At 73.3% G+C, this 9770-nt stretch carries 12 protein-coding genes; 10 read left to right on the top strand and 2 right to left on the bottom strand.

Annotation, left to right across the window (positions count from 1 at the left end; genetic code table 11):
* A partial coding sequence (locus tag HW578_RS17790; RefSeq protein ID WP_232479071.1) for a GcrA family cell cycle regulator occupies nt 1-263 on the bottom strand: 263 nt, incomplete at its 3' end.
* Nucleotides 264-447: 184 nt separating this feature from the next.
* On the opposite strand from HW578_RS17790, the gene HW578_RS17785 reads away from it, so the two are divergent.
* The 6 genes from HW578_RS17785 to HW578_RS17760 all read left to right on the top strand — a co-directional run bounded on the left by HW578_RS17785 (nt 448) and on the right by HW578_RS17760 (nt 5759).
* Nucleotides 448-933 (top strand): winged helix-turn-helix transcriptional regulator, encoded by a 486-nt coding sequence (locus HW578_RS17785; protein ID WP_198371954.1) that lies wholly within the window; start codon nt 448-450, stop codon nt 931-933.
* Nucleotides 926-2272 carry an MATE family efflux transporter gene (locus HW578_RS17780; protein WP_198371953.1) on the top strand — a complete coding sequence of 449 codons (1347 nt, stop codon included), beginning with the start codon at nt 926-928 and terminating at the stop codon, nt 2270-2272. Before HW578_RS17785 ends, HW578_RS17780 begins: the two co-directional genes overlap by 8 nt.
* A 66-nt stretch (nt 2273-2338) precedes the next feature.
* Nucleotides 2339-3955: a mechanosensitive ion channel family protein gene (locus HW578_RS17775; protein ID WP_198371952.1), complete on the top strand. Its 1617-nt coding sequence runs from the start codon at nt 2339-2341 to the stop codon at nt 3953-3955.
* 66 nt (nt 3956-4021) lie between these two features.
* Complete coding sequence (locus HW578_RS17770; protein WP_198371951.1) at nt 4022-4510, top strand: YcgN family cysteine cluster protein; 489 nt, start codon at nt 4022-4024, stop codon at nt 4508-4510.
* The gene (locus HW578_RS17765) at nt 4507-5445 is read left to right on the top strand and encodes a dihydrodipicolinate synthase family protein (RefSeq protein WP_198371950.1); all 939 of its coding nucleotides are present in this window, start codon (nt 4507-4509) and stop codon (nt 5443-5445) included. The genes HW578_RS17770 and HW578_RS17765 overlap by 4 nt, the downstream gene beginning before the upstream one ends.
* Nucleotides 5445-5759, top strand: a complete 315-nt coding sequence (locus HW578_RS17760) for a cupin domain-containing protein (protein WP_198371949.1) — start codon at nt 5445-5447, stop codon at nt 5757-5759. Before HW578_RS17765 ends, HW578_RS17760 begins: the two co-directional genes overlap by 1 nt.
* 54 nt (nt 5760-5813) lie before the next feature.
* Here HW578_RS17760 and HW578_RS17755 read toward each other — a convergent pair whose 3' ends face one another.
* Nucleotides 5814-6692: a DMT family transporter gene (locus tag HW578_RS17755; RefSeq protein WP_198371948.1), complete on the bottom strand. Its 879-nt coding sequence runs from the start codon at nt 6690-6692 to the stop codon at nt 5814-5816.
* 102 nt (nt 6693-6794) lie between these two features.
* Here HW578_RS17755 and HW578_RS17750 point away from each other — a divergent pair, with 102 nt between their 5' ends.
* The 4 genes from HW578_RS17750 to HW578_RS17735 all read left to right on the top strand — a co-directional run.
* Nucleotides 6795-7487, top strand: coding sequence for a M48 family metallopeptidase (locus HW578_RS17750; protein WP_369407916.1), 693 nt, complete (start codon nt 6795-6797; stop codon nt 7485-7487).
* 37 nt (nt 7488-7524) lie between these two features.
* Nucleotides 7525-8535: a zinc-binding alcohol dehydrogenase family protein gene (locus HW578_RS17745; RefSeq protein ID WP_198371946.1), complete on the top strand. Its 1011-nt coding sequence runs from the start codon at nt 7525-7527 to the stop codon at nt 8533-8535.
* A gap of 3 nt (nt 8536-8538) precedes the next feature.
* A complete protein-coding gene (locus HW578_RS17740) occupies nt 8539-8910 on the top strand; it encodes a hypothetical protein (protein WP_198371945.1) in 372 nt (123 codons plus the stop codon).
* Between the two features lie 124 nt (nt 8911-9034).
* A partial coding sequence (locus HW578_RS17735; RefSeq protein WP_198371944.1) for an MFS transporter occupies nt 9035-9770 on the top strand: 736 nt, incomplete at its 3' end.

Here is a 9770-nt window from a genome sequence, read left to right as displayed (position 1 = left end):
GGCGGCGGCGCCTGGCGCAGCACGGGCGGCGGCGCCAAGCGCTGCATCGGCACATGGACCGGGCGCGGGGCGCGCGGCACCGGGGCCGGGCGGGGCAGGGCATCGCGGCGGATCGGGCTCGGGCGCGCAGGCAGGTTCAGCCGATGCGCCTTGCCGACCACGGCGTTCTTCGAAATGCCCATGCGGCGGCCGATCTCGGCCGTCGAATGGCCCTCGGCCCAGAGCGCCTTTAGGCGCTCGATCGCCTCTGTCGTCCAATCCATTGCGCGGTCCCCCATGTCCCCCGACACAACATACGGTAGGGCAACCGGCCGCCCGCACACAAGTTCTGCGATGGCCCTGCCCGGCAGTTTCCTGTGGACAAGCCGTGTCGGCGTGACGCCGTGCGGTTCGCTTGCATTGTGCAAGCATTCGGCGCCTGATGCCGCGCCGCATCCCTGGACCGCCATGCCTCGCATCGACTTCGCCCGCATGCGTTGCCCCGTCGCCCGCGCCATGGCGATCCTGGGTGAACGCTGGACCATCCTGCTGCTGCGCGAGGCCTTCGCCGGCACCACCCGCTTCGACGTGTTCGAGCGCAACCTCGGCATCGCGCCGAACATCCTCTCGGCCAGGCTCGGCGCGCTGGTGCGGCACGGGCTGATGGAGCGCGTGCCCGACGGCGGCCGCCACGCCTACCGCCTGACCGAGCGCGGGCGGGATGCCTTCCCGCTCTACCTCGCGATCCGCGACTGGGGCGCGCGGCACCTGTCCGGGCCGGAGGGCCCGCCCACCATCATGGTGGACCGCGCCACCGGCGCCCCGGTCCTGGCCCCCGAGCCGCGCCGCGCGGATGGCACGCCCATCGCGCCGGAAGATGTCCGCATCCTGCCCGGACCCGGCGCGAACGACGCCATCCGCCGCCGCTTCGGCGCCGAGCTGGCCCATGGCTGACGGGGTCGTCCTCGCCGCGCCGCCGCCCGGGCGGGTGCGGCGCATCCTGGCACTCGCCGCACCGACCACGTTGCTGGCGGCCACGCAGGTCGCGGCATTGCTGATCGAACCCTGGCTGGCTGCGCGGCAAGGCACGCTTGCGCTGGCCGGCTGGGCGGTGGTGCTGCCCTTCGCCCTGCTGCTCGGCCAGATGTCGGCCGGCGCCATGGGGGGCGGGGTGGTCTCGGCCATCGCCCGCGCGCTCGGCGCCAACCGGCGGGAGGAAGCGGCGGCGCTGGCCACCCATGCGCTGGTCATCGCCTGCGCCGGCGCTGCGTTGTTCGCCATCCCGCTCGCGATCTTCCCGCGCAGCATCCTCGGCCTGATCGGGGGCGCGGAGGCGGCCGCCGCGGGAGCCGCCTATTCCGCCTGGCTGTTCGGCGCCGGCGCGCTGCCGGCCTGGCTGACGAACACCCTGGCCTCGATCCTGCGCGGCGGCGGGCGGCATGCGCTGGCGGCGCGCGGCGTGATCGGCGGCTGGGTGGCTTTTCCGCCGCTCGCCTGGCTGCTGATGGAACCGCTCGGCATGGGGCTGGCGGGGGCGGGGCTCGCCTTCGCGATGACCATGACCGGCGCTGCGGTGGTGATGGCGGCGGTGGTAATGGCCGGCGGCGCCGGCTTCACGCCGAAGCTGCGCACGCCGCTCAGCGCCGCGCTGTTCCGGCGCATCCTGTCGGTCGGGCTGGTGGCCTGCGCCATGGCGACCATCGCCAACCTGGCGACCATCCTGGTGACCGCGCGGATCGCGCATCACGGCGCGGCGGCGGTGGCGGGCTATGGCATCTCGGCACGGATCGAGTTCCTGATGATCCCACTCGCCTTCGGCGTCGGTTCGGCGCTGACCGCGCTGGTCGGCCGCGCGGTCGGCGCGGGGGACTGGGCCGAGGCGCGGCGGATCGCCTGGACCGGTGGTGGCTTGGCGTTGGGCGTGACAAGCGCGATCGCCATCCCCGTCGGCCTGTTCCCCGCCGCCACCGCAGCCGCCTTCACGGCGGATGCCGAAGTCCGCGCCATCGCCACCGAGGCCCTGTCCATCATCGCCTGGGCCATGCCGGGCTTCGGGATCGGCATGGCGCTGTACTTCGCGGCGATGGGGGCGGGGCGCATGGCCTGGCCGGTGGCCGCGGGCTTGTCGCGCATCGGCCTCGCGGTCGGCGGCGGCTGGCTGCTGGGCGACCTGCTGGGCTTCGGGCTGACTGGGCAGTTTGTGGCGGTGGCGCTCGGTATCACCGCCTATGGCGTGGTGTGCGCGGCAGCGGTGCGACCGGGGGTCTGGCCGGGCGTTGCGGCACCGCGCTGAGCGCGGCATGGACGGCCCGCGCCCCTGCCGGTAGAGCCAGGGTGTCACGCGCGAGGGCGTCCACGCATGAGGTTCCGCCTGGCCGGGCTGCTGGTCCTGTTGCTGCTCGGCGCCGCTGCCGCGCAGGCGCGGCTGTTGCCGGCGCTCGATACCTTCAGCCCCCATGCGACGATGCAGTCCCTGGCCGCCGAGACGCAGCGGATCGCAGCGCTGTTCGTGGCCTATCGCGCCGAACCGCGCCTCGACACCGGCATCGAGCTGCGCAACGCGGTGCATCGCGCCTCGGAGCAGCTGCTCGACCTCAGCGACCTGCCGGCGGCGACGCGCCGCAAGGACGGGGCGCGGGCGCTGGCGGCGCTCGCTGACATCCTGCTGCGCCTGCCGGAGATCCCGGCCGGGAGCATCCCCGGCGCGCCGGGGCAGGCGAGCGCGCTGCCGGCGCGCTGGACGCTGCCGGGCACCGAGATCCGCATCGAGCGCATGGGCGCGCCCGACGCGCCGCCGGATTTCCGTTTCTCCCGCGCCACCGTCGCGCGGCTGGACGAGTTCCACGCGCAGGTGTCGGACCAGCCGCCGCTGCGCCCCGCCGCCATCACCGATTGGCGGGAGGCGCAGGTCCAGATGGCCGGGCCGCTGTTTCCACCCGCGCTGGTCGAGCGCCTGCCGGCGCCGCTGCGCAGCACGGTGCTGGAGACGACGGTCTGGAAGATCCTCGCCGCCGCCGCGGTGACCCTGGCGTCGATCCTGGCCGTGCTGGCCTGGGTGGTGCTGGTGCGGCGCTGGGCGCGCGGTACCGCGCCGCTGCGCCGCACCGCCCGCTGGCTGAGCGTGCCGCTGGTGCTCGCGCTGGTCGTGGTGGTGGCGCATGTCCTCATCGACAGCGAGGTGAACCTGAGCGGCGTGCTGTCGGATGCCGAGACGCTCGGCGCCACCTTCCTGCTGTATGGCGCCGGCGCCTGGGGGGCGGTCCTGGCCTTCCGCCTGGTGGCGGAGGCGATCATCGCCTCGCCCCGCGTGTCCGATGACAGCTACGACGCGCATCTGCTGCGGCTGCTGGCGCGGGTCGCCGGGCTGTTCGCCGCGGCGGTCGTGCTGGTCTATGGCGCCAACGCCATCGGCATCCCGGCGCTGGGGCTGGTGGCGGGGCTCGGCGTGGGCGGCGTGGCGGTGGCGCTGGCGTCCCAGTCCACGGTGGAGAACCTGTTCGGCGGGGTGTCGATCTTCGCCGACCGGCCGTTCCGGGTGGGCGATACGATCCGCTTCGCGGCCGCCCATGGCGTGGTCGAATCGATCGGGCCGCGATCGACGCGCATCCGCGGCCCGGACGGCACGCTGACCACGGTGCCCAACGCGGATATCGCGAAGGCGCATGTGACGAACCTGTCGGTGCGCAGCCGCTTCCTGTTCGACCATCGCGTGACGCTGCCGCCGGGCACCGGGGAGGGCGAGGTGTCGCGCGTGCTGGACGCGCTGCGCGGCCTGCTGGCGGACCAGCCGACGGTCAGCCCGGGCGAGGGCCTGTCCCGCGTGCGGCTGGTCGCACTCACCCCGCTCGCGATCGAGATCCAGGTCTACGCCCAGGTCGTCGCGGCCGACCAGGACGCCTTCCTGCAGGTGCAGGAGGCGCTGCTGCTGCGCATCCTGCAGCAGGTGCGCCCCCCGGCCCCGCCGCCGGCCGCCTGACGCCGCGCCGGTGCGCGCAGGAGGCCCGCCTTCCGTGCCCCGCGCCTCCGGCGCTATCATCGCCGCGTGACAGACCCCCTGCCCTTCTGGCGCGCCAAGACCCTCGACGCCATGACGCGCGCCGAATGGGAAAGCCTGTGCGACGGCTGCGGCCGCTGCTGCCTGCACAAGCTGCGCGACGAGGCGACCGACCGGCTCGCCTTCACCAATGTCGCGTGCCGGCTGCTGGATGGCGACACCTGTCGCTGCAAGGACTACGCGAACCGCAAGCGCCGCGTGCCCGATTGCGTGAAGCTGACGCCCGCGCGCATCGCGGCGATCGACTGGCTGCCGCCGACCTGCGCCTATCGCCTGGTGCGCGACGGGCAGGACCTGCCCTGGTGGCACCCGCTGGTGTCGGGTCGTGCCGAGACGGTGCACGAGGCCGGCGTCTCGGTGCGCGGCCGCGTCGTGGCCGAGCGCGCGGCCGGCGATTTCGAAGACCATGTCGTGACCTGGCCGGGCCGCTGGCCGGCCAAGGCACGCAAACCCGCACAAGCGAGGACGGCAGGATGAAGAACGCGATCTATGGCGGCGTGAACGCCGCGGTGCTGACGGCGATGGGGCCGGACCTGGCGCCCGACCTCGACCGCATGTCGGCGCATGCGCGCTGGCTGCTGGCGAACGGGTGCAACGGCCTGGGCGTGCTCGGCACCACCGGCGAGGCGAATTCCTTCGGCCTGCACGAGCGCAAGCAGATCCTGGAAGGGCTGATCGCGCGCGGCATCCCTGCGGCGCGGATGATGCCGGGCACGGGCTGCGCGTCGCTGACCGATTCCGTCGAACTGACGAGGCACGCGCGCGACGCCGGCTGCCCCGGCGTGCTGATGCTGCCGCCCTTCTACTACAAGGGTCCGTCGGATGACGGGCTGTTCGCGTATTTCAGCGAGGTGGTGCAGCGCGTGGGCGGCGGTGTCGCCATCTACCTGTATCACTTCCCGCAGCAATCGGCGGTGCCGTTCAGCCTGTCGCTCATCGGGCGCCTGCTGAAGGCCTTCCCGGGCGTCATCAAGGGCGTGAAGGATTCGTCCGGCGACTACGCCAACATGCAGGCGATGGTGCGGGAGTTCGCGAAGGACGGGTTCGAGGCCTATTCCGGCAGCGACGAGTTCCTGCAGCAGATCCTGGCGGAAGGTGGGGCGGGCTGCATCACCGCGGCGTCCAACGCGAACAGCCACTGGGGCGGGATCGTCTATGCCAAGCGCACCGGGCCGGAAGCCGATGCCGCGCAGGCGACGCTGACGGCGACGCGCCGTGCCGCGACCTCGGTGCCGCTGATCCCTGGGCTGCGCGAGATCATCGCGCGCAGCACCGGCGATGCCGGCTGGCGCGTGATCCGCCCACCGCACCTGCCGCTGAGCGCGGAGCAGGCAGAGAAGGTCTGGGCGGCCTGGAGCGCGGCCGGCGCGCTGCCGCTGCCCGGCATGGTCCCGGCGAAGGCGGCCGAGTGATGAACGAGCCGCTGCGCTGCCGCCCGCCCGCCATCGCCACCGTGCAGGTGGATGACGACAATGTCCGCGTGACCCGGTGGGATTTCCCGCCGGGCTCCGAGACCGGCTGGCATCGGCACGGCATGGCCTATGTCGTGGTGCCCGTGAGCGACGGGACGATGCTGCTGGAACTGCCCGGCGGGCAGATCGCGACGGCGGAGATCAAGGCGGGCGTCGCCTATGCCCGCGCCGCCGGCATGGAGCACAACGTGGTCAATGCCGGCGACAGCGCCTTCGCCTTCGTCGAGACGGAGCTCAAGCACCTGATCGGGTGATGCGCCCCCTGGGCGCGTCGGCGCGCAGGGTTGGCGTGGCGGCTGCGCGCGAAATCAAGGCTTCCGGCCGGGCAGCGTCACCAGCGCCAGCCCCGCGAAGACCAGCGCCGCGGCCGGGATGGTCAGCCATCCCGGCCTCTCCCCGAACAGCGCCCAGCCCCAGGTGAGGCCGGTCAGCGTGACGATGTAGCCGGTCTGCGACGTGACCACGCCGCCATGCGCGGCCAGCGATCGGAAATAGATCATGAAGGCCAGCGCCGTCGCAGCACCCTGCAGCGCGCTGACCGGCAGGCCCTCGATCTGCGGCAGGCGCATCTGCCCCGCCAGCGAAGCGAAGATCGCCGCCTGCAGCGTGCCCGCCGCCAGCGTGCCTGTGGCCAGCGCCAGCGGCGGCGCGCCGCGAGGTGCCAACCGCACCGCCAGCAGATTCGAGGCCGCGTAGCAGACCGGCGTCAGCGCGGCGAAGGCCGCCCAGGGCAGCACGCGCGGGTCGGGCAGCGCCGCCCCCGGGCTCATGGCCAGCAATACGCCGGCGAGGCCGAGCGCGGTGCCGATCACGCGCCGCCGCGTCATCGCCTCCATGCCCAGCAGCGCCGCACCCAGCACCGTGAGCATGGGCGAGAGCGGCACCAGCAGCGAGAAGAACCCCGCCGGCACGTACTGCAGGGCGGTGAAGCCCACCAGGTTCGCCAGCGCCAGGCCGAACAGCCCCGACACCGCGTAGTGCAGCAGGTGCGCGGGCGTGGCCGGCACCGCTATGCCACGCGCGCGGCACACCCCGAACAGGATAAGCGCACTGCACGCGCCCGCGCAGGTCGCGATCAGCATCGGCGGCCAGCCGGCAGCCGCGAGGTGCTTCACGAAGGCGGGCGTAGCGCCCCAGATCGTGCCGAGCAGCAGCAGCGGCGGCAGCGGTCGCAGCGCAGGGTGCATCGCTGCACACGTCATCGCGCGCGCGCTGCTGTCAAGCGGTTGAACCCTTCATCATCGCTGCGCCATGGTGGGTGGATGGATGTCTCCGATTCGCAAACCGTCGTGCTGCGACCCGGCGTGCTCGGCGCGCCGGTGGATTGCCCCGTGCGCTGGTGCCGCTCCGCCCGCGCGCGCCGCGTGAGCCTGCGCATCGATGCGCGTGCCGGCGAGGTTGTCGTCACCCTGCCGATGCGCACCGCACGCCGTGCGGGCATGGCGCTGCTGACGACGCATGCCGCCTGGGTGATGCAGCGCCTGGCCGCGCTGTCGCCGGCACTGGCCTTCGCGCCTGGCGTCGAGATCCCGCTGGGCGGCCGCCCGCACGTCATCCGCCACGATCCCGCGGCGCGCGGCGGCGCCTTCCTCGATGGCGCGACCATCGTGGTGACCGGTGCGCCGGAATTCCTCGCGCGGCGCGTGCGCGACTTCCTGCGCGCCGAGGCCAAGCGCCGCATCGCCGTGCTGGCGGAAGGCCATGCCGCGACGCTCGGCGTGAAGATCGCCGCGATCCGGCTGAAGGACACCAACAGCCGCTGGGGCTCCTGCGCGCCGGACGGCACGCTCGCCTTCTCCTGGCGGCTGGTGATGGCGCCCGACGTGGTGCTGGACTACGTGGTGGCGCACGAGGTCGCGCATCTGCGCGAGCTGAACCACTCCTCCCGCTTCTGGGCGCATGTCGAGAGCCTGACGCCGAACCGCGAGATGGCGCAGGACTGGCTGCGGGAGAACGGCCCCGCCCTGCTGCGCATCGGCTGAGGCCGCGCTATACCCTCCGCACCGCACGGAGGACCGCATGAAGGCGATCGGCTTCACCAAGTGCCACCCGGCCGACCACCCGGAGGCGCTGCTCGACCTCGACATTCCCGAACCGGCCGCGCCCGAGGGGCACGACATGCTGGTCGAGGTGCGCGCGGTCTCCGTGAACCCGGTCGACACCAAGCGCCGCCGCAGCGAGGAACCGCAGGGCGGCCCGCGCATCCTGGGCTTCGACGCTGCCGGCGTGGTGCGCGCGGTCGGTCCGGCCTGTACCCTGTTCCGCCCGGGCGACGAGGTGTTCTACGCCGGTGTCGTCACCCGCGCCGGCAGCAACGCCGAGCTGCAGCTGGTCGATGAGCGCATCGTCGGGCGCAAGCCGCGCACGCTGTCCTTCGCCGAGGCGGCATCGCTGCCGCTGACGACCATCACCGCCTGGGAAGGGCTGTTCGACCGGTTGGGCCTGCACGAGGGCGGCGGCGCGGGCGATGCGCTGCTGGTGGTGGGCGGCGCGGGTGGCGTGGGGTCCATGGTGATCCAGCTGGCGAAGCAGCGCACCGGGCTGACCATCGTCGCCACCGCCTCGCGGCCCGAGACCTCGGCCTGGTGCCGCGAGCTCGGCGCGCACCACGTGGTGGACCACAAGGGTGACATCGGCGCGCAGATGAAGGCGCTGGGGCTGAAGGGCGCGCGCTATGTGTTCTCGACCAACACCACGGCGCGCAACTGGGGGCAGATCGTCGAGGCCGTCGCGCCCCAGGGGAAGATCGTTCTCATCGAATCCCAGGCGCCGATCGATGCGCGCGACCTGATGCGCAAGTCGGTCTCGCTGCATTGGGAGCTCATGTTCACGCGCCCGATGTTCGGCACGCCCGACATGATCGAGCAGCACCGGCTGCTCGATGCCGTGGCCGATCTGGCGGACCATGGCCGCATCCGCCACACCATGACGCGGAACCTCGGCCCCATGACGGCGGCGCGACTGCGCGAGGCGCATGCGCTGGTCGAGAGCGGCACCATGATCGGCAAGGTGGTGCTCGAGGGGATCTAGACAGTGCCGCAGGGCATCGCGTCGCTGCGGCGGATCGTGCTGGGCTTCTGGGTGGCCTCGGTCGCGGTGGTGGCGGGCGCGGCGTGGCTGTCCGCCGCGACCGGCGACTGGATGTGGCTGGCGCGGTCGGGTGCGATCCTGACCGCGCTCGGCCTGGTGCTCGCATCGCGCAAGATCCTGATCGCGCGCAACGACCTGCTGGCGCTGCTGCACGACATGGAGCGTGTGGACGGCGCCGAGCGCACCGCGCGTCTCGCCTCCTTCAGGCAGCTCCAGAAGGACATCGACCGTCAGGTGCTGGAGAAGGCGGGCTTCGCGCTGCTGATCATCGGCACGCTGATCTGGGGCTTCGGGGACCTGGTGGGCAAGCTGTAGCCGGACGGCGGCCCCACCGCCGGCCGATGCGCATGGTCGCGAGACGCGGGCCCCGGCGCGCATTGATTCGCGACCCGTGGCAATGGTCGAATGACGCGCCGCGCATGGCGGCACCGGAGACCGCGTGCCGCTCCTCGCCCTCGCCTTCCTGGCCTTCATCGGCCTCGGTCTGCCTGACCCGCTGCCGGGTACGCTCTGGCCCGAGCTGCGACCGCACTACGCGAAGCCGCATGCCGCGCTCGGCCTGGTGCTGGCGGCGATGGCGGCCGGCTACCTCCTCGCCAGCATCCTGACCGGGCGGGCGATTCAGGCGCTGGGGATCGGTGCGCTGCTGGCGGTCAGCATCGCCGCGACCGCGGCGGCCGCGCTGGGCCAGGCGATGGCGCCGCCCTGGGTCCTGTTCGTCGCCCTGGCGATGCTGGCCGGCCTCGGCAGCGGCGCGGTGGATGCGGCGCTCAACACCTTCGCGGCGCTGCGCTTCGCGCCGCGCCACCTGAACTGGCTGCACGCGTTCTGGGGCCTCGGCGCGACGCTGGGGCCGGGGCTGGCGACGGCGCTGCTGGCGGTGGGTGCCGGCTGGCAGGCGGGCTACGCGGTGGTTGGCGCCGTGCTGGCCATGCTGGCCCTCGGCTTCGGCGCGACGCGCGCGCGCTGGGAGGACGGCACCGCGGCCGATGCCCCCGCGCTGCCCGCGCTCTCGGCGCTGCGGCAGCCGCTGGTGCGGCGGCTGATCGTGGTGTTCTTCCTGCTCGCCGGCGTCGAGGCCAGCGCGGGGCAATGGGCGGCGACGGTGCTGGTGGAGGCGCGCGGCGCGACGGCGGCCACGGCGGCGCAGGTCGCTGCGCGAGAGGTAGTCCCAG

This window comes from Roseomonas rosulenta (assembly GCF_016106005.1).
GTDB classification, from domain to species: Bacteria; Pseudomonadota; Alphaproteobacteria; order Acetobacterales; family Acetobacteraceae; genus Neoroseomonas; species Neoroseomonas rosulenta.
This window is presented reverse-complemented; position numbering and strand designations above follow the sequence as displayed.

What these genes read in the sequence shown, in the direction of transcription:
- HW578_RS17785 (WP_198371954.1), top strand. Translation starts at nt 448, where the DNA reads ATGCCTCGCATCGACTTCGCCCGCATGCGTTGCCCCGTCGCCCGCGCC.
- HW578_RS17780 (WP_198371953.1), top strand. Translation starts at nt 926, where the DNA reads ATGGCTGACGGGGTCGTCCTCGCCGCGCCGCCGCCCGGGCGGGTGCGG.
- HW578_RS17765 (WP_198371950.1), top strand. Translation starts at nt 4,507, where the DNA reads ATGAAGAACGCGATCTATGGCGGCGTGAACGCCGCGGTGCTGACGGCG.
- HW578_RS17775 (WP_198371952.1), top strand. Translation starts at nt 2,339, where the DNA reads ATGAGGTTCCGCCTGGCCGGGCTGCTGGTCCTGTTGCTGCTCGGCGCC.
- HW578_RS17755 (WP_198371948.1), bottom strand. Translation starts at nt 6,692, where the DNA reads ATGCACCCTGCGCTGCGACCGCTGCCGCCGCTGCTGCTGCTCGGCACG.
- HW578_RS17745 (WP_198371946.1), top strand. Translation starts at nt 7,525, where the DNA reads ATGAAGGCGATCGGCTTCACCAAGTGCCACCCGGCCGACCACCCGGAG.
- HW578_RS17760 (WP_198371949.1), top strand. Translation starts at nt 5,445, where the DNA reads ATGAACGAGCCGCTGCGCTGCCGCCCGCCCGCCATCGCCACCGTGCAG.